Origin of the sequence: Marichromatium sp. AB31, assembly GCF_003718685.1 — a bacterium.
Classification (GTDB): domain Bacteria; phylum Pseudomonadota; class Gammaproteobacteria; order Chromatiales; family Chromatiaceae; genus Marichromatium; species Marichromatium gracile.
This window is the reverse complement of the sequence record NZ_RHFI01000001.1, coordinates 118,310-141,671: the sequence shown is the minus strand read 5'-3', so window position 1 is coordinate 141,671 and position 23,362 is coordinate 118,310. Positions and strand designations below refer to the sequence as shown.

At 68.7% G+C, this 23,362-nt stretch carries 16 protein-coding genes; all 16 read left to right on the top strand.

All coding sequences use genetic code 11. The annotated features are described in order from the left end of the window. Nucleotides 1–442: 442 nt before the first annotated feature. Nucleotides 443–976 (top strand): shikimate kinase AroK, encoded by a 534-nt coding sequence (gene aroK, locus EBL84_RS00620; RefSeq protein ID WP_123139049.1) that lies wholly within the window; start codon nt 443–445, stop codon nt 974–976. Between the two features lie 348 nt (nt 977–1,324). Continuing rightward, the gene (gene aroB / locus EBL84_RS00615) at nt 1,325–2,407 is read left to right on the top strand and encodes a 3-dehydroquinate synthase (RefSeq protein WP_123139048.1); all 1,083 of its coding nucleotides are present in this window, start codon (nt 1,325–1,327) and stop codon (nt 2,405–2,407) included. Between the two features lie 366 nt (nt 2,408–2,773). Continuing rightward, nucleotides 2,774–7,429, top strand: coding sequence for a glutamate synthase large subunit (gene gltB, locus EBL84_RS00610; protein ID WP_123139047.1), 4,656 nt, complete (start codon nt 2,774–2,776; stop codon nt 7,427–7,429). After that, on the top strand, nt 7,422–8,888 hold the full coding sequence (locus EBL84_RS00605; protein WP_123139046.1) for a glutamate synthase subunit beta: 1,467 nt from the start codon (nt 7,422–7,424) through the stop codon (nt 8,886–8,888). Before gltB ends, EBL84_RS00605 begins: the two co-directional genes overlap by 8 nt. A gap of 166 nt (nt 8,889–9,054) precedes the next feature. Further along, the gene (locus EBL84_RS00600; RefSeq protein WP_123139045.1) at nt 9,055–10,215 is read left to right on the top strand and encodes a PilT/PilU family type 4a pilus ATPase; all 1,161 of its coding nucleotides are present in this window, start codon (nt 9,055–9,057) and stop codon (nt 10,213–10,215) included. Between the two features lie 222 nt (nt 10,216–10,437). Continuing rightward, nucleotides 10,438–11,493: a PilT/PilU family type 4a pilus ATPase gene (locus EBL84_RS00595; RefSeq protein WP_123139328.1), complete on the top strand. Its 1,056-nt coding sequence runs from the start codon at nt 10,438–10,440 to the stop codon at nt 11,491–11,493. Nucleotides 11,494–11,623: 130 nt separating this feature from the next. Beyond that, nucleotides 11,624–13,300 (top strand): hydantoinase/oxoprolinase family protein, encoded by a 1,677-nt coding sequence (locus tag EBL84_RS00590; protein ID WP_123139044.1) that lies wholly within the window; start codon nt 11,624–11,626, stop codon nt 13,298–13,300. After that, complete coding sequence (locus EBL84_RS00585; protein WP_123139043.1) at nt 13,294–14,607, top strand: histone deacetylase; 1,314 nt, start codon at nt 13,294–13,296, stop codon at nt 14,605–14,607. The genes EBL84_RS00590 and EBL84_RS00585 overlap by 7 nt, the downstream gene beginning before the upstream one ends. 235 nt (nt 14,608–14,842) lie before the next feature. Continuing rightward, complete coding sequence (locus EBL84_RS00580; protein WP_005224898.1) at nt 14,843–15,112, top strand: transcriptional regulator; 270 nt, start codon at nt 14,843–14,845, stop codon at nt 15,110–15,112. Then, nucleotides 15,109–17,121 (top strand): hydrogenase 4 subunit B, encoded by a 2,013-nt coding sequence (gene hyfB / locus EBL84_RS00575; protein ID WP_123139042.1) that lies wholly within the window; start codon nt 15,109–15,111, stop codon nt 17,119–17,121. Before EBL84_RS00580 ends, hyfB begins: the two co-directional genes overlap by 4 nt. A 78-nt stretch (nt 17,122–17,199) precedes the next feature. Continuing rightward, nucleotides 17,200–18,165: a respiratory chain complex I subunit 1 family protein gene (locus EBL84_RS00570; protein ID WP_123139041.1), complete on the top strand. Its 966-nt coding sequence runs from the start codon at nt 17,200–17,202 to the stop codon at nt 18,163–18,165. Beyond that, a complete protein-coding gene (locus EBL84_RS00565) occupies nt 18,162–18,848 on the top strand; it encodes a formate hydrogenlyase (protein ID WP_123139040.1) in 687 nt (228 codons plus the stop codon). The genes EBL84_RS00570 and EBL84_RS00565 overlap by 4 nt, the downstream gene beginning before the upstream one ends. Continuing rightward, nucleotides 18,845–20,317 carry a hydrogenase 4 subunit F gene (locus tag EBL84_RS00560; RefSeq protein ID WP_123139039.1) on the top strand — a complete coding sequence of 491 codons (1,473 nt, stop codon included), beginning with the start codon at nt 18,845–18,847 and terminating at the stop codon, nt 20,315–20,317. Before EBL84_RS00565 ends, EBL84_RS00560 begins: the two co-directional genes overlap by 4 nt. After that, entirely contained in the window at nt 20,314–21,903 is a 1,590-nt protein-coding gene (locus EBL84_RS00555) for an NADH-quinone oxidoreductase subunit C (protein ID WP_123139038.1), read from the top strand. Before EBL84_RS00560 ends, EBL84_RS00555 begins: the two co-directional genes overlap by 4 nt. Before the next feature lie 31 nt (nt 21,904–21,934). Next, a complete protein-coding gene (locus EBL84_RS00550; protein ID WP_062272728.1) occupies nt 21,935–22,453 on the top strand; it encodes an NADH-quinone oxidoreductase subunit B family protein in 519 nt (172 codons plus the stop codon). A gap of 56 nt (nt 22,454–22,509) precedes the next feature. Then, on the top strand, nt 22,510–23,277 hold the full coding sequence (locus tag EBL84_RS00545; RefSeq protein WP_123139037.1) for a polysaccharide deacetylase family protein: 768 nt from the start codon (nt 22,510–22,512) through the stop codon (nt 23,275–23,277). Nucleotides 23,278–23,362 lie beyond the last annotated feature (85 nt).

Genomic DNA, 23,362 nt, shown 5'->3' with positions numbered 1-23,362 from the left:
TTTTCGCGTATCCGGGACGCAACTTACCCCATGGGGCTAGAATGTCGCGCGAGCCGGGCGTTGCCCCGCTCCGCTGATGGGCGCGCTCGACCCGTCCCGCCGTGCCTGCGACCGCATGCGTGCCGGGGTGCCCGGTCGATCGTCCATGTCATCCGAGGGCTGCCTGGGGAGTCGGTCTCGAGCCGGGCAAGGCGTGCACGGTGGCCGGCATCCCGCCGCCGTCGTCGCCCGCGTCGAGACACCTCCTTGGTCCTCGTTCCAATGTTTCCGCAGCCCGAGCAGGCGCTGGCCCACCGTTCGCCGGTGTCGTCGGGTCGCCCGGGTCGGCAGGCGATGTAGGTCACCGCCATCCCCGCCGGTTCGCGCTGCGCGCTCATCCAACTCGATGCGAGGGAGGACGCGAACCTCACCCGCGTACAGACAACCTGGCATATCTTTCGCTATGATCCGTGCACAGAACATCTTCATCGTCGGCCCGATGGGGGCCGGAAAAAGCACCGTCGGGCGTCAGCTCGCCGAGGCGCTCTCCTACACCTTCAAAGACAGCGACCAGGAGATCCAGCGTCGTACCGGTGTCGATATCCCCACCATCTTCGAGTTCGAGGGCGAGGCCGGCTTCCGTGCCCGCGAGCGTCAGGTCATCGTCGATCTGATCGCCGGTGAACGGATGGTGCTGGCCACCGGCGGCGGGGTCATCATCGACCCCGAGAACCGTCAGGACCTGGCCGCGCGTGGCGTGGTCATCTATCTCCACTGCAGCGCCGAGCAGCAGCACGCCCGCACCGCCCGCGACCGCAATCGTCCGCTGCTCGACACCGAGGAGCCGCTGCAGCGCCTGCGCGAACTGATGGAGGAGCGCGAGCCGCTCTATCGCCAGGTCGCCGACATGGTGGTGACCACCGAGAAGCGTGGCACCGGCTCGGTGGTCAAGGAGATCGTGCGGCGGCTCGAGGAGGGCGCCACCGGCGTGCTCTGACCCCGATTTACGTTTGGGGTCGAACCCCTTCGCTCTGTGAAGGCGTCGCCCGGGACGGTCACAGCCACGGGCGCGTCGTGTCGGCGTCGGCGGTTGATGCGGACGATCGGGCGGGGTGTCTGGTCGGGTGATGCGATTGCAACTCCGTGTCAGACCGCTAAGATGCCAATAAGACCGATCATCAACCCGTGCGCGCGCATCCCTTGCGCCAGCCGTGCCAAGGACCGGGCTGGCCCCGGTCGCTGACGCCCAGCGCCATCCCGTCATCGGCCCGCCGTAATGCGTCGCCGCTGACGGGGGACGACGAGCCGGCGCCGGTGTGCGAGCCAACCCGCCAAGAGCTGCCTTATGACCAGAACCCTTGAAGTCGATCTTGGGGACAGAAGTTACCCGATCCATATCGGTCCCGGACTGCTCCACGACCCCGTGCTCTACCGCCCCCATATCCGTGGCCGGCAGGTGATGATCGTCACCAATGAAACGGTGGCACCCTTGTATCTGGCCCCCTTGCGCGCAGCCCTCGATGGTCTCGAGGTGCGCGAGGTGGTGCTGCCCGATGGTGAGCAGTACAAGACCCTTGAGGTGTGGAACCGCATCTTCGACGCCCTGCTCGATGCCCGTTTCGCGCGTGACTGCACCCTGATCGCGCTCGGCGGCGGGGTGGTCGGCGACATGGCCGGGTTCGCCGCGGCCTGTTATCAGCGTGGCGTGCCCTTCATCCAGGTGCCCACCACCCTGCTCTCCCAGGTCGACTCCTCGGTCGGCGGCAAGACCGGCATCAACCACCCCGCCGGCAAGAACATGATCGGCGCCTTCCATCAACCGCTGGCGGTGATCGCCGATACCGAGACCCTCGACACCCTGCCCCAGCGCGAACTCTCGGCCGGTCTGGCCGAGGTGCTGAAGTACGGACTGATCCGCGATCCCTCCTTCCTCGACTGGCTGGAGTCGCACATGGCCGAGCTGCTCTCGCGCGACCCCGAGGCGCTCGCCCACGCCATCCGCCGCTCCTGCGAGATCAAGGCACAGATCGTTGCCGAGGATGAGCTGGAGTCGGGACAGCGCGCCCTGCTCAATCTCGGTCACACCTTCGGACACGCGATCGAGACGGCCTCGGGCTATGGCAACTGGCTCCACGGCGAGGCCGTCGGCGCCGGCATGTGCATGGCCGCCGATCTCTCGGCGCGCATGGGCTGGCTGGCCGAGGCCGATGTCGAGCGGGTGCGCAGCCTGGTCACCTGCGCCGGGCTGCCCACCGAGCCGCCGCCCGAACTCGACGCCGAGCGCTTCCGCGAGCTGATGGCGGTCGACAAGAAGGTGCTCGACGGGCGTCTGCGTCTGGTGTTGCTCACCGCCGTCGGCGAGGCGGTGATCAGCGACGAGATCGATCAGGATCAATTGATGGCGACCCTGTCGGCGCGACGTCCCTGAGGGTGGTCGCCCACGCCCCGTGATCCGCACGCGCGCATAGATAGTGGCGTGCGCCGGTGTTCGACGTTATTATTAGGGGTTCGCGATTTCAACCCGGCCTGGTCGCTGGGGTTCGCATGCCTCGAACCCCGCTCGCCGAACACCGGCGTCGGCGGCCCGTGCCGACGCGCTCCGGACACCCTGGAGATCGCACGCCGAGCGTATTGCGATGACGAGCGAGCCTGCTCTCTGGATCCAGGACACAGGATTGTGACGCCAACCGCCTGGCGGTCGGCACGCGCCCTGGTGCTCGATCACCAAGGTCTTCCCGTCCACGGCGGCGTCGACAGTCGGAATCATTTACCCCAGGTATCAACGAGGTCAGCGATGAGCCTTCGTGCCTTGCCTCCTGCACAGGGTCTCTATGACCCAGCCAATGAGCGCGACGCCTGTGGCGTCGGCTTCGTCTGCAACATCAAGAACGAGAAGCGTCACGCAATCGTTCAACAGGGACTCGAGATCCTCGAGCGACTGACCCATCGCGGTGCCGTTGGCGCTGATCCCAAGGCCGGCGATGGCGCCGGTATCCTGGTGCAGATCCCCGACGCCTTCTTCCGCGCCGTGGTCGATTTCGAACTGCCGCCCGTGGGCGCCTATGGCGTCGGCATGGTGTTCCTGCCCAAGGACGCCGATGCACGCGCGCGCATGGAGGAGACCGTCACCCGCCACCTCGAGGAAGGTGGTCAGCGCGTGCTCGGTTGGCGCGACGTCCCGGTCGACAACAGCTCGCTCGGCGAGAGCGTGCTGCCGAGCGAACCGATGGTGCGCCAGGTGTTCGTCGGCTGCGGCGACAACTGTCCCGACCAGGACGCCTTCGAGCGCCGTCTGTTCGTCATCCGCAAGCGGATGGACAACGAGATCCGCAGCGCCGGCTTCGACAAGACCGCCTACTACGTGGTCTCGCTGTCCTCGCGCACCATCAACTACAAGGGCATGCTGCTCGCCGATCAGGTCGGCAAGTACTACCTCGATCTCGGCGACGAGCGCTTCACCTCGGCCCTGGCCCTGGTGCACCAGCGCTTCTCGACCAACACCTTCCCGACCTGGGACCTGGCGCAGCCGTTCCGCATGATCTGCCACAACGGCGAGATCAACACCGTGCGCGGCAACGTCAACTGGATGGCCGCGCGCCGTCACACCATGCGCTCGGAGATCCTCGGCGACGATCTCGACAGTATCTGGCCGCTGATCCCCGAGGGTCAGTCCGACTCGGCCTGCTTCGACAACGCGCTCGAGCTGCTGGTGATGGGCGGCTACTCGCTGGCCCACGCGATGATGATCCTGATCCCCGAGGCGTGGTCGGGTAACAAGCAGATGGACGCCGAGCGGCGCGCCTTCTACGAGTACCACGCGGCGCTGATGGAGCCCTGGGACGGTCCGGCGGCGGTCGCCTTCACCGACGGTCGCCAGATCGGCGCCACCCTCGACCGCAACGGCCTGCGTCCGGCGCGCTACCTGGTCACCAACGACGACATGGTGATCATGGGCTCGGAGATGGGCGTGCTCGACATCGCCGAGGAGCGCATCGTCAAGAAGTGGCGACTGCAGCCGGGCAAGATGTTCCTGATCGACCTCGAGCAGGGCCGCATCATCGACGACGCCGAGATCAAGGCCGAGCTGGCCGGCGCGCAGCCCTACGGCGAGTGGCTGGGCAAGACCCAGATCCACCTCGACGAGCTGCCCACCGACGTCGCCCCGATGGCCCCCGACGAGGCCACCCTGCTCGACGCCCAGCAGGCCTTCGGCTACACCCAGGAAGACCTCAAGTTCCTGCTCGCGCCGATGATCGCCAGCGGTCAGGAGGCGATCGGCTCGATGGGTGCGGACAACCCGCCCTCGGTGCTGTCGAGCCGTCCCAAGCACCTCTCGACCTACTTCAAGCAGAACTTCGCCCAGGTCACCAACCCGCCGATCGATCCGATCCGCGAGGAACTGGTGATGTCGCTGGTGTCGCTGATCGGCCCGCGCCCCAACCTGCTCGGTCTCAACGAGATGGGCAAGAACTGGCGTCTGGAGGTCAACCAGCCGGTCCTCACCAACGAGGACCTGGAGCGGGTGCGCCACATCGAGGACAACTGTGGCGGCGCCTTCCGCACCACCACCCTGCACATGGTCTATGCCTCGAGCGAGGGCTCCGCGGGCATGGCCGCTGCGCTCGAGCGGTTGTGCAAGGAGGCCGAGGATGCGGTGCTCGCCGGCTACAACATCCTCATCCTCTCCGACCGCAATACCAACCGTGACCACATCGCCATCCCGGCGCTGCTGGCCACCTCGGCGGTGCATCACCACCTGATCCGTCGCGGGCTGCGCACCAGCTCCGGCCTGGTGGTCGAGACCGGTGCGGCGCTCGAGGTGCATCACTTCGCCACCCTCGCCGGTTACGGCGCCGAGGCGATCAACCCCTATCTGGCCTTCGACACCATCCAGTCGATGCTTGCCGCCGAGGACGACGCGCCGAGCTTCGAGGAAGCGCAGTCGCGCTACATCAAGGCCGTCGGCAAGGGGCTGAAGAAGGTGATGTCGAAGATGGGCATCTCCACCTTCCAGTCCTACTGCGGCGCGCAGATCTTCGACGCGGTCGGTCTCAACAGCGGCTTCGTCGAGGCCTACTTCACCGGCACCCCGACCACGGTCGAGGGCGTGGGTCTGCCCGAGGTCGCCGAAGAGGCGGTGCGCTGGCACGCCCAGGCATTCGGTGGCGAGCAGATCTATCGCAAGCATCTCGATGTCGGCGGCGACTACGCCTTCCGGCTGCGCGGCGAGGAGCACATCTGGACCCCGGACAGCATCGCCAAGCTGCAGCACGCCACGCGTGCCAACGACGCCAACACCTTCGCCGAGTTCTCGCGTCTGATCGACGAGCAGAGCGAGCGGTTGCTGACTTTCCGCGGGCTGATGGACTTCAGGTTCGCCGAGACCCCGGTGCCGATCGACGAGGTCGAGCCGGCCAAGGAGATCGTCAAGCGTTTCGTCACCGGCGCGATGTCCTTCGGCTCGATCAGCTACGAGGCGCACTCGACCCTGGCCAAGGCGATGAACGCCATCGGCGGCAAGTCGAACACCGGTGAGGGTGGCGAGGAGCCCGAGCGCTTCAACCCGCTGCCCGACGGTTCGAGCAACCCCGAGCGCTCGGCGATCAAGCAGGTCGCCTCGGGTCGTTTCGGCGTCACCGCCGAGTACCTGGTCAACGCCGACGACATCCAGATCAAGATCGCCCAGGGCGCCAAGCCCGGCGAGGGTGGTCAGCTGCCCGGTCACAAGGTCAACGCGCAGATCGCGCGGGTGCGTCACTCGACCCCGGGCGTCGGTCTGATCTCGCCGCCGCCGCACCACGACATCTACTCGATCGAGGATCTCGCCCAGCTGATCCACGACCTGAAGAACGTCAACCCCAAGGCGCGCATCTCGGTCAAGCTGGTCTCCGAGGTCGGTGTCGGCACCGTGGCCGCGGGCGTGTCCAAGGCCCATGCCGATCACGTCACCATCTCCGGCTATGACGGCGGCACCGGCGCCAGCCCGCTGACCTCGATCAAGCACGCCGGCTCGCCCTGGGAGATCGGTCTCGCCGAGACCCACCAGACGCTGGTGCTCAACCGTCTGCGCGGGCGCATCTCGGTGCAGGTCGACGGCGGCATGCGTACCGGTCGCGACGTGGTCGTCGGCGCGCTGCTCGGCGCCGACGAGTTCGGCTTCGCCACCGCACCGCTGATCGTCGAGGGCTGTCTGATGATGCGCAAGTGTCATCTCAACACCTGCCCGGTCGGCGTCGCCACCCAGGATCCGGAGCTGCGCAAGCGCTTCACCGGCAAGCCCGAACACGTCATCAACTACTTCTTCTTCGTCGCCGAGGAAGTGCGTCAGCTGATGGCCAAGCTCGGCTTCCGCACCATCAACGAGATGATCGGTCGCTCCGATCGCCTCGAGATGCGTCGCGCCATCGATCACTGGAAGGCGCAGGGGCTCGACTTCTCGCGTCTGCTGGCCAAGCCCGAGGTCGGTCCCGAGGTTGCGATCCACAACACCGAGGCCCAGGACCACGGGCTCGACCAGGCGCTCGACAACGAGCTGATCGCTCAGGCCGCGCCCGCGCTCGAGCGCGGTGAGTCGGTACGCATCGAGACCCCGGTGAAGAACTTCAACCGTTCGTTCGGCGCCATGCTCTCGGGCCGCGTCGCCGAGCGCTACGGTCACGCCGGGCTGCCCGATGGCACCATCCACATCAAGGCCAAGGGCACCGCCGGTCAGTCGTTCGGCGCCTGGGTCGCCGGTGGCGTGACCGTCGAGCTCGAGGGCGAGGGCAACGACTACGTCGGCAAGGGCCTCTCGGGTGGACGCATCATCATCTACCCGCCGGCCGAGTCGGCCATCGGCAAGGCCGAGGAGAACATCATCGTTGGCAACACCGTGCTCTACGGTGCCATCAACGGCGAGTGCTTCTTCCGCGGTGTCGCCGGCGAGCGCTTCTGCGTGCGCAACTCCGGCGCCGTGGCGGTGGTCGAAGGCGTCGGCGATCACGGCTGTGAGTACATGACCGGCGGTGTCACCGTGGTGCTCGGCGCGACCGGGCGCAACTTCGCCGCGGGCATGTCCGGCGGTGTCGCCTACGTGCTCGACGAGGCCGGCGACTTCGCCGATCGCTGCAACCTGGCGATGGTCGAGCTCGAGCCGGTCGCTGCCGAGGACGACGCACTCGAGGCGCTCGACCATCAGGGCGGCGATCTCGAGACCCATGGACGGGTGGATCTCAGCCGCGACATGACGCGCCACGACGCGTTGCGTCTCAAGCAGCTGATCGAGAAACACCTGCACTACACCAACTCCGCGGTGGCGCGGCGCATCCTCGACGACTGGGCGGCCTGGCTGCCGAAGTTCGTCAAGGTGATGCCGGTGGATTACCGTCAGGCGCTGGAAGGCATGCGTGCCAGCCAGAGCCGTCCGCCGCAGTCGAACAAGCAGCTCAAGGGGATCGTCGACCATGGGTAAGCCGACCGGTTTCATGGAATACGACCGTCGCGACCGGCGCTACGAGCCGGCCGGCGATCGCGTCGTCCACTACAACGAGTTCGTCATCCCGCTGACCGAGGCCGAGGTCAGCGAACAGGGTGCGCGCTGCATGGACTGTGGCATCCCCTTCTGTCACCAGGGGTGCCCGGTCAACAACATCATCCCGGACTGGAACGATCTGGCCTATCGGGGTGACTGGCAGGCGGCCATCGAGGTGCTGCACTCGACCAACAACTTCCCCGAGTTCACCGGTCGAATCTGTCCCGCGCCCTGCGAGGCCTCGTGCACGCTCAACCTCGAGGACACCCCGGTGGCGATCAAGACCATCGAGTGTGCGATCGTCGACAAGGCCTGGGAGGAGGGCTGGATCAAGCCCCAGGTGCCCGAGCGGCGTACCGGCAAGCGGGTCGCCGTGGTCGGTTCCGGCCCGGCGGGCCTGGCCGCCGCGCAGCAGCTCGCGCGCGCCGGCCACAAGGTCTCGCTCTACGAGAAGGAAGACCGCATCGGCGGCCTGCTGCGCTACGGCATCCCCGACTTCAAGCTCAACAAGCAGTTGATCGATCGGCGCATGGCGCAGATGCGTACCGAGGGCGTGGAGTTCCACACCAACGCCCACATCGGTGTCGACATCTCGGTCGCCCAGCTGCGCGATGAGTACGATGCGGTGGTGCTGGCCGGCGGCTCGGAGAAGCCGCGCGACCTCGACGTGCCCGGTCGCAGCTTCGCCGGCATCCACTTCGCGATGGACTTCCTCACCCGCAACAGCAAGCGGGTGCAGGGCTCCCACGTCCCCGACGACGACTTCATCAGCGCCGAGGGCAAGCACGTGGTGGTCATCGGTGGTGGTGATACCGGTTCGGACTGCATCGGCACCTCCAACCGTCACGGCGCCAAGTCGGTCACCCAGGTCGAGATCCTCGACCGTCCGCCGGAGCGCGAGGACAAGTCGCTGACCTGGCCCAACTGGCCCAACCGCATGCGCACCTCCTCCTCCCAGGAAGAGGGCTGCGAGCGGATGTGGAACGTCGCCACCAAGGGCTTCGTCGGTGATGCCAACGGTCAGGTGACCGGGGTGCGCTACAACCTGGTGCGCTGGGAGCGTGACGCCGACGGTCGCTGGCAGATGCACGACGTCCCCGGCACCGAGGGTGAGCTCAAGGCCGATCTGGTGCTGCTGGCGATGGGCTTCGTCCACCCGGTCCACGAGGGCATGCTCGCCGAGCTGCGCGACGAGGCCGGGCTCGAGCTCGACGCCCGCGGTAACGTCAAGGGCACCACCGAGGGTCCCGAGGCCTATCGCACCAGCGTCGACGGCGTGTTCGCCGCCGGCGACATGCGTCGCGGCCAGTCGCTGGTGGTGTGGGCGATCCGCGAGGGCCGTCAGTGCGCCCGCGCCGTCGACGAGTGGCTGATGGGCTGCTCCGACCTGCCGCGCTGAGCGCCGCCGTCCGCCCCGGTCGATCCGGGGCGAGACGGTCCCCGACCCCAGGAGAAGCGGCCCGCGAGGGCCGCTTTTTCGTTGTCCACATCCCGGTCACGGGCAGGGTCTTGTCGGTGCCGGCGAGGTGATACACTCGATGGCTGAGAACCAACGAGGTATCGCCATGGATCGCCAACAGGCCGCGCGTTTCATGCTCGACTGTCTGCGCAAGATGGTCGCCAAGAAGGGCTCCGATCTCTTCATCACCGCCGGCTTCCCTCCCGCTTGCAAGATCGACGGCCGTCTCACCCCGATCGGCGATCAGCCGCTGAGCGCGGCGCAGACCAACATCCTCGTGCGCTCGATCATGAACGATCGGCAGATCCGCGATTACGACATGCACAAGGAGTGCAACTTCGCGATCCATCCCCAGGACATCGGCCGTTTCCGCGTCAACGCCTTCGTCCAGCAGGGCAAGGGCGGCGCGGTGCTGCGCACCATCAACGCCCGCATCCCCTCCGCCGCCGAGCTCAAGCTGCCGCCGGTGCTGCTCGACATCGTCATGGCCAAGCGCGGCATGGTGCTGCTGGTCGGCGGTACCGGTTCGGGCAAGTCGACCTCGCTGGCGGCGATGGTCGGACACCGCAACCAGGAAACCTATGGCCACATCGTCACCATCGAGGACCCGGTCGAGTACGTCCATCCCCACGGTAACTGTCTGATCACCCAGCGCGAGGTCGGAGTCGATACCGAGAGCTGGGAGGCGGCGCTGGTCAACACCCTGCGCCAGGCCCCGGACGTCATCCTCATCGGCGAGATCCGCAATCGCGAGACCATGGAGCACGCGATCAACTTCGCCGAGACCGGCCATCTCTGTCTCTCGACGCTGCACGCCAACAGCGCCAACCAGGCGCTCGATCGCATCATCAACCTCTTCCCCGAGGAGCGCCGCGCCCAGCTGCTGATGGATCTCTCGCTCAACCTCAAGGCGGTGATCTCGCAGCGTCTGCTGCCCTGCACCGACGGTGGTCGCATCCCCGCCGTCGAGGTGCTGATCAACTCGCCGCTGATCCAGGACCTGATCTTCAAGGGCGACGTCAGCGGTATCAAGGAGGTGATGAAGCGCTCGCGCGAGCAGGGCATGCAGACCTTCGATATGTCGCTGTTCGACCTCTACGAGGCGCGCAAGATCAGCTACGAGGACGCGCTGCGCAACGCCGACTCGATGAACGAGCTGCGGCTGATGATCAAGCTCCAGGGACAGGAGGCGCGCGAGAAGGATCATTTCGAGCCGGCCGACGGGCTGTCCATCCTCGGCGACGACGATGAGCCGCCCTTTCGTTAGGTGACGGGCTGCCGCTGTCCGGCGAGCGCGGTGCTAGAGGATTGAAACGGCTGGCCGCATCGCGCGCCGCCCGCTGCGGAGGCGCAAGCGCGTCGAGCAAAAGCCATTGACGCGGAACAAAGATAAATGCATAAGGATATAAGAATTCCTTTATAAGTTAACCTTGCAGTTTCTCCGTCTTCACCCGCGCGTCCGCGCCGACCCCCGGAGCCCGACATGGCGATGGATATCACCCCCTATCTCGAGATGATGATCCGGCACAACGCCTCCGATCTCTTCCTCACCCCGGGTATGCCGGTGAAGATCAAGATCGAGGGCGTCATCCGCCCGATCGGCGAGACCATGCTCACCCCGACGGTGTGTCGCGAGGCCCTTGCCTCGTTGCTCGATCCGGCCAAGGCGCGCGAGTTCGAGGAGGAGCTGGAGGTCGACTTCGCCGTCGCGCTCGACAATCGCGCCCGCTTCCGCGTCAACGCCTATCACCAGCGCGGCTACCCCTCGATGGTGCTGCGCTATATCCGCACCACGGTCCCCACCTGCGACGAGCTCGGTCTGCCGGCGGTGTTGCCCAAGCTGATCATGCACCGGCGCGGCATCATCCTCATGGTCGGCGCCACCGGCTCGGGCAAGTCGACCACCCTCGCGGCGATGCTCGATCACCGCAACAGCACTGCCCCGGGCCATATCATCACCATCGAGGACCCGATCGAGTTCGTCCATCCGCACAAGCAGTGCATCGTCAGCCAGCGTGAACTCGGGCTCGACACCAAGAGCTATGCCAAGGCGCTCAAGAGCGCGCTGCGCGAGGCCCCCGATGTGGTGCTGATCGGCGAGATCCGCACCCGCGAGACCATGGAGGCGGCGCTCGAACTGGCCGGTACCGGCCATCTGGCCGTCGCCACGCTGCACGCCAACAACGCCTATCAAGCGATGGAGCGCATCATCAACCTGTTCCCCCAGGCGCAGCACAAGACGCTGTTCACCGACCTCTCGGTCTATCTGCGCGCGATCATCTCGCAGCGCCTGGTACGCACCCAGGCCGGGTCGCGCTGCGCCGCGATCGAGGTCATGGTCAACACCCCGCACATTGCCGACCTGATCCGCGACGGTCAGGTCGAGGCCCTCGGTCAGGCGATGCAGCAGAGCGGCGAGGAGGGCATCCGCACCTTCGACGACGCCCTGCTCGCGCTCTATCGCGACGGCACCATCTCGCTGCAGGAAGCACTCGACAACGCCGATTCCGCCGCCAACCTGGAGGCGAGGATCCACTTCGGCTGATCTGGATGGACCCGCGCGCGACCACAGCGGTGGCCGGACGCTCCGGCACCCGAACGACCAACCGGCGGCCCAGGGGTCGCCCGCTATCCCGCCCTGGGCACACGGACCGGGGTCTCTCGCGGAGGAATGGATGATCATCGGACTGGACGTCGGCGGCACGCACGCCGACATCGTCTTGCTCGGCCCCGAGGGGGTGCGCGCGCGCGCCAAGGTCGACACCGACCCCGACGACCTGGGCGCGACCCTGCTCGAGGCCCTCGACCGGGTGCTGCACGCCACCGAGCCGACGGCGGTGCGCCGGGTGGTGCTGAGCACCACGCTGACCACCAACGCGGTGGTCGGCGCCGGTCTCTCCCCGGTGGGGATGCTGGTGTGCGCCGGTCCCGGGGTCGATCCCGCGCTCTATCGCACCGGCGAGCATTACGCGGTGGTGCCGGGCGCGATCGATCATCGCGGTCGCGAGATCAGCCCGCTTGATCTCGACGCCGTCGATCTCTGCGCCGAGCGCTTTGCCGCCGCCGGCATCCGCTATGTCGGCGTGGTGGGCAAGTTCTCCACCCGCAACCCGGCCCACGAGCTGGGCATCGCCGAGCGTATCGCCGAGCGCTTCGAGCGGGTGTTCACCGGCCACCGCGTCTCCGGGCAGCTCAACTTCCCCCGGCGCATCGCCACCACCCATCTCGCCGCCTCGGTCTATCCGCTGCACCGCAACTTCTACGAGGCGATCGCCGAGGCGCTGCGCACCCGCGGGGTGAGCGCCCCGGTGCACCTGCTCAAGGCCGATGGCGGCACCCTGTCGCTGGCCGCCTCGCTCGACTCCCCCGCCGAGACCGTGCTCTCGGGGCCGGCGGCGAGCGTGATGGGGGCCATCCCGGTGGCCTCGCCCGAGGAGGACGTGGTGGTGCTCGACATCGGCGGCACCACCACCGAGATCGCCCTGCTCAGCGGCGGTTCGCCGCTACTCGAACCGCTCGGCATCACCATCGGCGCCACCCGCACCCTGATCCGCGCCCTGCTCAGCCGCTCGATCGGCGTCGGCGGCGACAGCGAGGTGCGCTGTGTCGAGGGCAAGATCACCATCGGTCCACGCCGACTCGGCGCACCGCTGGCGCGCGGCGGACCGGCGCTCACCCCCACCGACGCGCTGATCGCCCTCGGCGAGAGCGAGCGCGGCGACCCGCAGGTGGCCGCCGCCGGGGTGGCCGAGCTCGCCGCCGAACTCGGCTGCGAGCCGGCGATGGCCGCGCGCGCGGTGATCGATCACGCCTGTCGACGGATCATGGCCGCGGTCGATGGCCTGGTCGATCAGGTCAACGGCAGCCATGTCGACACCATCCACGAGCTGCTCGACGGGCATCGCATCCGCCCGGCGCGCATCCTGGTGCTCGGCGGGCCGGCCGAGTCGCTGGCCCCGCACCTGGCGCGGCGCAGCCAGCTGCCGGTCGAGCTGGTGCCCGATTCGGGGGTGGCCAACGCGATCGGTGCGGCGATGGCGCGCCCGACCGATGCCCTGAGCCTGATCGCCGACACCGAGCAGGGCTGGGTGAGCTGCTCCGGGAGCGACCGGCAGTGGCGCTGCGATCGGAGTTATCGGCGCGAGCAGGCGCTGGAGCAGGCCCGGGCATTGCTCTTCGAGCGTCTCGGTCCCGAGGCCGGGACCCCGGAGCTGGAGGTGGTCGAGGACCTCGAGTTCAACATCGTGCGCGGCTTCTCCACCGTCGGGCGCAACATCCGTCTGACCCTCCAGGTCAAGCCCGGGCTGCTCGAGCCCTTCACCCCGGAACACGCCAAGGTCGCCGTATGCTGAGTGCCAGACACGAGACCGGGCTGGTCCTCTTTCCCGCCTTCGACTGGGCGATCGAGGCCACCCACCCCGAACGCGAGGAGCGCCTGCTCTACACCCGCGACCAGATCTGCGAGGAGGGCCTGCTCGATCTCGAGGGGGTGCGCGAATACCGCCCCGAGCCGGTCTCCGTGGCCGACGTGCAGCGGGTCCACTTCTGCCCGTCCGGGGTCGAGACGGTGGCCGGCGAGTCGCACCGCATCGCCGCCGGTGGCGCGCTGCGTCTCGCCCGCGCCTGGCACGCCGGCGACATCGAGCGCGGCTTCGCGCTGGTGCGCCCGCCGGGTCATCACGCCCAGCGGGTGATGCACGGCGGGCGCGGCTTCTGCGCGATCAACAACGAGGCGATCATGATCGAGGCGCTGCGCCAGCAGCACGACATCCGCCGCGTCGCCATCATCGACACCGACTGCCATCACGGCGACGGCACCCAGGACATCTACTGGCACGATCCCGACGTGCTCTTCATCTCCATCCATCAGGACGGTCGCACCCTCTATCCCGGCACCGGCTTCATGGACGAGCAGGGCGGACCCAACGCGGTCGGCACCACGGTCAACATCCCGCTGCCGCCGCGCACCTCGGACGCCGGTTATCTGGAGATCGTGCGCGACACCGTGCTGCCGATCCTCGAGGACTTCGAGCCCGAGCTGGTGATCAACTCCGCCGGTCAGGACAACCACTTCGCCGACCCGCTCACCGACATGGACTTCAGCGCCCGTGGCTATGCCGAGCTGACCCGGCTGCTCGCCCCGGACCTGGCGGTGCTCGAGGGCGGCTACTCGATCGAGAGCGCGCTGCCCTATATCAACATGGGCATCCTGCTGGCGATGACCGGGCTGGAGAGCGATCATGTCGTCGAGCCCTACCGCCGCCCCTCGGGCGGGGTGCAGCCCGAGGAGATCACCGAGGCGGTGCGCCGCATCGGCACCCGCACCCGCGCCGTCTGGGCCAAGCGCGAGCAGCGTCAGGCACAGCTCCACGCGGTCAGCGACGAGTGTGCCCATCGCACCCGCGAGATCTACTACGACACCATCGACGCCTTCGAGCATCAGCACGAGGCGGTGCGGCTGTGTCGGCACTGCGGCGGCGCGCTGCGTATCGCCACCCGCATCGGCGACGGTCCGCAGACGCTCGCCGTCCATGTCCCGCTCTATGCCTGCGACGACTGCCGTCGCGCCGCGCTGCGCTGGTTCGAGCTGGCGCCCGACGAGGGCTTCGCCGCCGCCTTCCTCCAGGACCGTCCCGCCGATCGTTATCTGATCCGCTGATCGCGATCTTCCCCCGCCTCGCCCGCCGCTGCCGTTCGTCGGCGGTGCGCGAGGCGCCTCTCCCCGTTCGACTCCAGGCGCCGGCGTCTCTGCGCCGTCGTGACGGGCGCTCGTCTGTCTGATCGTCAGCGTCCAGTGTGATATCTGGACGGTGATTTATCATGTTCAACGTTTGCATAAACATGGTTCAGAGTACTAAGCTAATGTTCAAATACTAATTAGTGATGTCTGAGACATGATTACAGCCGCGCAACTTCGTGCCGCCCGCGCCCTGCTGGGCCTCGATCAACGCCGACTGGCCGAGGCGGCGGCCCTGTCGCTGCCGACCATCCAGCGCATGGAGGCCAGCGACGGCCAGGTGCGCGGCAATGTCGAATCCCTGGTCAAGGTGGTCGAGGCGCTCGATCGGGCCGGTATCGAGCTGATCGGCGAAGGTGCGGTCAGCGCCGGTGGCGGACGCGGGGTGCGGCTGAAGGTCATGCCGCCGGACGACGATCGTCCATGAACATGCATCCCGCCCTGTCACTGGCCCTGCTGGCGCTGACCCTGGCGCTGGCCTCGGCGCTGGTCGCGCTGCCGGCCGCACGCTGGCCGCGGGCGCTGCGTTGGGCCTCGCTGCCGCTGCTCGGGCTCTCCGGGGTGGCGGCGAGCGGCGCCGGGCTGTGGGCGCTGGTCGAGGGGCTCGATCTCGGTCTCGTCCTGCCGCTGGGGCTGCCCTGGCTGCCCTGGCACCTCCAACTCGACGCCCTCGCCGGCTTCTTCCTCGCGCTGATCGGTATCCTCGTCACCGCCGCCGGCATCTACGGCCCGGCCTATGTGCGCGGGCTGGAGAACGGACGCGAGTCGCTCGCCGCGCTCGGCGGCTTCAGCGGGCTGTTCGTCGCCGGCATGCTGCTGGTGGTGCTCGCCGCCGACGCCTTCGTGTTCATGGTGGCCTGGGAGCTGATGTCGCTGGCCTCCTATTTCCTCGTCGCCTTCCACCACGACAACCCGGCCAACCGTCGCGCCGCCTTCCTCTATCTGCTGATGGCCCATGTCGGCGGGCTGGCGATCCTGCTCGGCTTCGGCGTGCTCGCCGCCTTCGCCGGCGGTTTCGAGTTCACCCTGCTGCGCGAGGCGGCGCTGTCGACGTCCTGGGCGAGCCTGTGCTTCGCCCTGGTGCTGCTCGGCTTCGGCATGAAGGCGGGGCTGGTGCCGCTGCACGCCTGGCTGCCCGAGGCGCACCCGGTGGCGCCCTCGCACATCTCGGCGCTGATGTCCGGGGCGATGCTCAAGGTCGCCGTCTACGGCTTCGTGCGCGTGGTCTTCGACCTGATCGGTCAGTTCCACTGGCAGTGGGGCGTGGTGATGCTGGCCGTCGGCAGTCTCTCGGCGCTCACCGGGGTGCTGTTCGCGATGATGCAGAGCGACCTCAAGCGGCTGCTCGCCTACTCCTCGGTGGAGAACCTCGGCATCATCTTCATCGCCCTCGGTCTGGCGGTGCTGTTCATGGCCACCGGCCATCCGACGCTCGCCGCGCTGGCCTTCGTCGCCGCGCTCTATCACGCCATCAACCACGCGCTGTTCAAGGGGCTGCTGTTTCTCGGCGCCGGGGCGGTGCTGCACAGCACCCACGAGCGCGACCTCGAGCAGATGGGCGGGCTGCTGCGGCGCATGCCCTGGACCGGGCTGTTCTTCCTCATCGGTTGTGTCGCGATCTCGGCGCTGCCGCCGCTCAACGGCTTCGTCTCCGAATGGCTGACCTTCCAGGCCGCGCTCCAGGCCTGGCAGCTCGACAGCGGCGTGCTGCGCAGCCTGATCCCGATCGTCTCGGCGGTACTCGCGCTCACCGGCGCGCTGGTGGCGGCGACCTTCGTCAAGGTCTATGGCGTCGCCTTCCTCGGCCAGGCGCGCTCGCGTCACGTCCGGCGGGCGCGGGCGGTGCCGCTGGGGATGCGCTGGGGACAGGGGCTGCTGGCGCTCTTCTGCGTGCTGCTCGGGGTGCTGCCGACCCAGGTGATCGCGCTGCTCGACCCGGTCGCCGTGGCCGTCGTCGGCACCGGGCTGCCGCAGGCCGCTGCCGGCGGCTGGCTGTGGCTGACCCCGGTCTCGGCCGAGACCGCGAGCTACAGCGCGCCGCTGTCGATCCTGCTGCTGGCGCTGATCGCCGGTGCGGCGATCCTCTGGGCGCGGCGCGGGCGGGTACGACGGGTGCGCCGCTGCGACCCCTGGGACTGCGGTCTGACCCCGCCGACGCCGCGGATGCAGTACAGCGCCGCGGCCTTCGCCCAGCCGATCCGCCGGGTGTTCGCGCTCGCCTTCGCGATCGACGAGCGCAAGCCCGCGGCCACCGATACCCGGCCGCGCTATCGCCTGCGCATCGCCGACCGTGCCTGGTCGCTGCTCTATGTGCCGCTGGCCCAGGCGGTGGAGTCGGCCGCGCGTCGGGTGGTGCTGCTGCAGTCGGGGAACGTGCGGGTCTATCTGGGCTGGACCCTGGCGACGCTGCTGGTGCTGCTGTGGATCATCTCGTGATCGCGGCGCGCGCCCTGCTCAACCCGGTGGCGTCGCGCCCAGTCGCGGCGCGCCCACTGCCGTGCGGGACCCTGTGCGATGGATGAACCTGTGATGCTCTCGGCCTGGGGGATGGCGCTGCTGCAGGCGCTGCTCTACCCCGCGCTGGCGCCCCTGCTGATCGGCTGGGTGCGCAAGGTCAAGGCGCGGCTGAACAACCGCCGCGGCGCCTCGGTGCTGCAACCCTATCGCGATCTGCGCAAGCTGCTGGCGAAGGAGACGCGGGTGGCGCACACCGCCTCGCCGCTGTTTCGTCTGGCGCCCTACGTGGTGTTCGTCGCCACCTGGCTGGCCGCGGCCACGGTGCCGCTGGTGGCGCGCGACCTGCCGACGGCGCAGATCGCCGACATCATCGTGCTGGTCGGCCTGCTCGGTCTGGCGCGCTTCTTCCTCGCGCTGGCGGGGATGGACGTCGGCACCGCCTTCGGCGGCATGGGCGCCTCGCGCGAGATGATGGTCTCGAGCCTCGCCGAGCCGGCGATGCTGGTCGCGGTCTTCACCCTGGCGATGAGCGCCCACAGCACCAGCCTGTCGAGCGTGATCGGCTATCACCTGGCCGACGGCTTCGTGGTCCGCCCGTCCTATCTCTTCGCCTTCGGCGCCCTGGTACTGGTGGCGCTCGCCGAGAGCGGACGCATCCCGGTCGACAACCCCACCACCCATCTCGAACTGACGATGATCCACGAGGGCATGCTGCTCGAGTACACCGGTCGCCACCTGGCGCTGATGGAGTTGGCCGCGTATCTCAAGCTGATGCTCTACGGGGTGCTGATCGCCAACGTCTTCGTGCCCTGGGGGATCGGTCAGGCGTTCGCCCCGGCGGCGCTGGCGCTCGGCCTGGGGGCGATCCTGCTCAAGCTCGCGGTGCTCGGCGCGGCGCTCGCCGTCGGCGAGACGGTGGTGGCCAAGATGCGGCTGTTCCGCGCCCCGGCCTTCCTCAACCTCGCCCTGCTGCTGGCCCTGCTCGGGCTGCTCAGTCACGTCATCCTGGAGGTGGGCGCATGAGTCTCACGCAACTGCCGCTGCTCGAACAGTTCGTGCTGCTGCAGGCGGCGCTGGTGCTCTTCCTGTCCTTCGGGCTGCTGTCGCAGACCCGACTGCTCGCCGCCATCCACGCCTTCGCCTGGCAGGGCGCGCTGATCGCCGCGGTGACCCTCACCGTGGCGATCGCCGGCCACGCCCACCACCTCTATTTCTCGGCGCTGCTCACCCTGGCGCTGAAGGCGATGCTGATCCCCTGGATGCTGCACCGGCTGGTGCGCCGTCTCGCCCTGGAGCGTCACACCGAGACCCTCAGCCACCCGGCGCTGGTGAGCATGGCGGCGGTGGCGCTGGTGATCTTCAGCTACTGGGTGGTGGTGCCGATTGTCGCCGAGGAGCTGACCTTCACCCGCAACATCGTCGCGGTGAGCCTGGCGGTGGTGCTGATCGGGCTGCTGATGCTGGTGGCGCGCCAGCAGGCGGTGGCCCAGGTGCTCGGCTTCATGTCGATGGAGAACGGGCTGTTCCTGGCCGCGGTCTCCGCCACCGCCGGCATGCCGCTGGTGGTCGAGCTGGGCGTGGCCTTCGACGTGCTGGTGGCGATGGTGCTGTTCGGGGTGTTCTTCTTCCAGATCCGCGACAGCATCGACTCGCTCGACGTCGACCGCCTCAACCGACTCACCGAGACCGAGGAGGAGACGCCATGAGCGCGCTGATCCTGATCCTGCTGCTGCCGCTGGCCGGGGCGCTGGCGCTGGCCTTCGTCAGCTCGGTGCGCTGGGCCGGCTGGATCAACCTCGGCGTCGCCGCGCTCACCCTGGCCGCCGCGTTGTGGCTCGGCTGGACGGTCGCCGAGCACGAGGTGGTCGCCGGGCTGCACTTCAGGGTCGATGCCTTCAACGTCTATCTGGTGGTGCTCACCGCCTTCGTCGGTCTGACCACGGCGATCTTCTCGCGCCCCTACATGCGTCACGTCTGCGCCAACGCCCGTATCAGTCCGCCCGGGGTGCGCATCTATCACAGCATGTACCAGACCTTCATGCTGACCATGCTGGTGGCGCTCACCACCGACAACCTCGGCGTGCTCTGGGTGGCGGTCGAGGGCGCGACCCTGGCCACGGTGCTGCTGGTCTCGCTCTATCGCACCCCGGAGGCGGTCGAGGCGGCGTGGAAGTACTTCATCCTCTGCGGCGTCGGCATCGCCCTGGCGCTGTTCGGCACCGTGCTGACCTACTTCGCCGCCCAGCAGGTGCTCGCCGACCCCACCGAGGGGCTGACCTGGAGCGTGCTCTACGCCGACGCCGCGGCGCTCGACCCCACGGTGATGCGCATCGCCTTCGTCTTCCTGCTGGTCGGCTACGGCACCAAGGTCGGGCTGGTGCCGATGCACCAGTGGCTGCCCGATGCCCACTCCGAGGGGCCGACGCCGATGTCTGCGGTGCTCTCCGGGCTGCTGCTCAACGTCGCCCTCTATGCCGTGGTGCGGCTGAAGATGCTGGTCGACGGCTCGCTGGCGGCGACCGATACCCCGCACCTGGCCGGTGCGCTGCTGATGGGCTTCGGGCTGATCTCCTTCCTCGTCGCCGGGCTGTTTCTGCACCGCCAGCGCGACATCAAGCGGATGTTCAGCTACTCCTCGATCGAGCACATGGGCCTGATGACCTTCGCCTTCGGGCTCGGCGGGCCGCTGGCCACCTTCGGCGCGCTGCTGCACATGCTGGTGCACTCGCTGACCAAGTCGGCGATCTTCATCACCGTGGGGCACGCCGCGCACATCGCCGGCACCCAGTCGATCGACCGCATCCGCGGGCTGATCCGTACCCAGCCGGCGGTCGGCTGGTCGCTGTTGCTGGGGGTGGTGGCGATCGCCGGCTTCCCGCCGTTCGGGGTCTTCGCCAGCGAGTTCCTGCTGCTCACCGCCACCATCCAGACCCAGCCCTGGTTGAGCGTGGCGCTGCTCGGCGGGCTGGCGGTGGCCTGCGCCGGGCTGTTTCGCCATGTCCACCCGATGGTCTACGGCACGCCGCCCGAGGGTCAGCAGCCGGTCGAGGCCAACATGCTGCCGGTGATGATCCATCTCGGGCTGGTGCTGTGGCTGGGGCTGGCGATCCCGGCGCTGCTCGCCGGCTGGCTCGACCGGGCGACCGGACTGATCGCGGGGAGTCATCTGCTATGAACGTCACCGATCCGCTCGCCGACCTGCAGGGGCTGCTCACCGCCCCGGGTATCGGCGCCACTGCATGCGCCGGCGTCGCCGGGGTCGAGTCCTGTCTGGCGCTGCCGGCGGCGCACTGGGGCCTGCTCGCCGAGCTCGCCGCCGACGCCGGGCTGCGTCACGCCGGGCTCTGGGCCGATGCGCTCGATGAGGAGCGGCTGCGCGTGCAGGCGCTGTTCGCCGCCGCCGACGGCTATCTGCTGGCGCAGACCGAGGTGACGGGCGCGCCGCCCGAGCTGGCCTCCCACACCCCGCTCTTCCCCGGTGTCGACCGTCTCGAACGCCATGCCCAGGACCTCCTCGGGGTGCGCTTCCTCGGTCATCCGCGCGGCACGGTGCGCTGGACCCGTCACCAGGCCTGGCCGGAGACGGCCCACCCGCTGCGTCCCGGCTTCCCGCTCGCCGGCGACCATCCCGGTCGCACCCCCGCCGATGGCGACTACCCGATCGTGCGGCTGCAGGGCAACGGCGTCTGCGAGGTGCCGGTGGGGCCGGTGCACGCCGGGGTGATCGCCCCCGGACACTTCCGTTTCCAGGTGATGGGCGAGGACGTGCTGCGGCTCGAGGAGCGTCTCGGCTATGTCCACAAGGGCATCGAGAAACACGCCGTCGGCCGTGATGCCGCGGGGCTGGTGCGACTCGCCGCGCGGGTCGCCGCCGACAGCACCGTGGCCCATGCCTGGGCGGCCTGTCAGGCACTCGAGCGCGCCTGCGACACCGAGGTGCCGGCGCGCGCGCTCTATCTGCGCGCGCTGCTCGCCGAGCGCGAGCGGGTGGCCAACCATCTCGGCGACATCGGCGGGATCTGCAACGACGTCGGTTTCGGCTTCGGCCAGAGCCAGTGCGCGCTGCTGCGCGAGCGCTGGCAGCGCGACAACGCCAGCCATTTCGGCCATCGTCTGCTGATGGACACCCTGGTCCCCGGCGGCGTGGCGCGCGATCTCGACCCCGCCGCGCCGGAGCGTCTGATCCAGGCCAACGGCGAGCTCAGACGGGTGCTGCGGCGGCTGTTCGACATCCTCGACGATCATCCGCCGCTCAACGACCGGCTGCTCACCACCGGCATCCTCGCGCAGGGCACGGCGCGCGCGCTCGGCTGCACCGGCTATGTCGCCAAGGCCAGCGGGATCGACCACGACCTGCGCCATCACGTCCCCTACGCACCCTACGACCGGCTGCGGCTGGAGACGGCGGTGGTCGAGCACGAGGGCGACGTGGCGGCGCGGATGCGGGTGCGGATGCGCGAGATCCACGCCAGCCTGGGGCTGATCGAGCAGCTGCTCGCCGCGCTCCCCGAGGGCGCGATCGCGGCGCCGCTGACGCCGCGCCCCGAGGCCAGCGGGCTGGGGCTGGTCGAGGGCTGGCGCGGCGAGTCGGTCGCGCTGGTGCGGCTCGATGTCGCCGGGCGGGTGGCGCGCTACTTCCCGCGCGACCCGAGCTGGTTCAACTGGCCGGCGCTCGAACACCTGATCCTCGGCAACATCGTCCCCGACTTCCCGGTGTGCAACAAGTCGGTCAACGGCTCCTACTCCGGGGTGGACCTGTAGCGCCCGCCCCAGCATCGACAGGCACTGAACCATGTTCCGCATCCTCAACCAGATCGTTCGCACCGGGCTGCGCACCGAGCCGGTCGCGCGTCCCGACGCCGCCGGCCTCGAACGTCTCGGCATCGAGCTGCGCCGCCGGGTCGACGCGCGGTTCGGCCACAGCCTCGCGATCCGTCAGGTCGATGCCGGTTCCTGCGGTGGTTGCGAGATCGAGATCCACGCCCTCGCCAACGCCTACTACGACCTCGAACGCTTCGGCATCCGCTTCTGCGCCTCGCCGCGTCATGCCGACGCGCTGCTGGTCACCGGGCCGGTGTCGCGTCACATGGAACAGGCGCTGCGTCGCACCTGGCGCGCCATGCCCGCGCCCAAGTTCGTCATCGCCGCCGGCGACTGCGCCTGCGACGGCGGCGAGTTCGGCGAGAGCTATGCCAGCTGCGGCGCGGTCGAGCGGGTGATCCCGGTCGACGTGCGCATCCCCGGCTGCCCGCCCACCCCGCTGCAGTTGGTCGAGGGGTTGCTGGCGGCGCTGGCGCAGGATCGCGACTGATCGCGATCGCCGGCGACGGTATCCTTGGCACTCATCCCCATCGCACGAGTGTCACCATGAGCGAGCCCCGTCTCTCGATCCTGATGTATCACCAGGTCGGCGATTTCGCGCCGATGCGCGCACATCGCGCCAACTACTGCGATCGCCGTCGCTTCAGCGCGCAGATGGCGTTGCTCGCGCGCCTCGGCTATCGGGTGATCGGGCTCGACGAGGCGCTCGCCGGGCTGCGCGGCGAGCGCGCGCTGGCGCCGCGCTCGGTGGTACTGACCTTCGACGACGGTTATCGCAACTTCGTCGACCACGCCCTGCCGGTGCTCGCGCGTCACGGCTTCCCGGCCACCGTCTATGTCATCAGCGACTGGGTCGGGCGGCGCGCCGAGTGGTTCGCCAAGGACCCCGGCCGCCCGGTCCCCGAGCTGATGGACGCCGCCGCGCTGCGCGAGATCCATGCCGCTGGCATCACCATCGGCTCGCACACCGCCAATCACGTCAAGCTCGGCGAGTGCCCGCCTGCGCGTCAGGCCGAGGAGCTGGGCGCCAGTCGTGCACGGCTCGAGGACCTGCTCGGCGCCCCGGTGCAGCATCTCTGCTATCCCTTCGGCAGCTTCGATCACCACACCCCGGGGCTTGCCGCCGCCGCCGGCTATCGCTCGGCGACGACCTGTCTGCGCGGTGCCGCGACCCGCGCCGATCATCCGCTGGCGCTGCCGCGCAAGGCGATCTCCTTCGGCGACGACCTGCTCGGTTTCTGGTGGAAGGTCGCGGTCAAGCACGCCCCCAAGCCCGATCTGGTGAGCTGGCGGGCGCGATTGGCGGGTGAATGAGCGGGTGAAATTCATTACACTTTTCGCGTGAATCATGCGCTGCGGGCACACCATGGAGCGATGACCTGGAGCGATCCCACGACGA